The following is a 255-nucleotide window of genomic DNA, read 5'->3' as shown; positions in this document are numbered from 1 at the left end:
AGCGTGGCGTGATCAAGGTCGGCGAAGAGATCGAAATCGTCGGTATCAAAGACACCGTGAAAACCACCTGCACCGGCGTGGAAATGTTCCGCAAGCTGCTGGACCAGGGTCAAGCCGGCGACAACGTCGGTCTGCTGCTGCGCGGCACCAAGCGTGAAGACGTGGAGCGTGGCCAGGTGCTGGCCAAGCCAGGTTCGATCAAGCCGCACAACCACTTCACCGGCGAGATCTACGTGCTGTCGAAAGACGAAGGTG

At 60.0% G+C, this 255-nt stretch carries 1 protein-coding gene; it reads left to right on the top strand.

Annotated features, from left to right (window positions below):
• The coding region (locus H3H36_RS26520; protein ID WP_255461955.1) for an EF-Tu/IF-2/RF-3 family GTPase at nt 1–255 on the top strand (255 nt) is incomplete at both ends.

This window comes from Rugamonas fusca, assembly GCF_014042365.1.
In the GTDB taxonomy this organism is placed as follows: Bacteria; Pseudomonadota; Gammaproteobacteria; order Burkholderiales; family Burkholderiaceae_D; genus Rugamonas; species Rugamonas fusca.
Note: the sequence above shows the minus strand (reverse complement) of the source record. Positions and strands in the feature narration are given on the sequence as shown.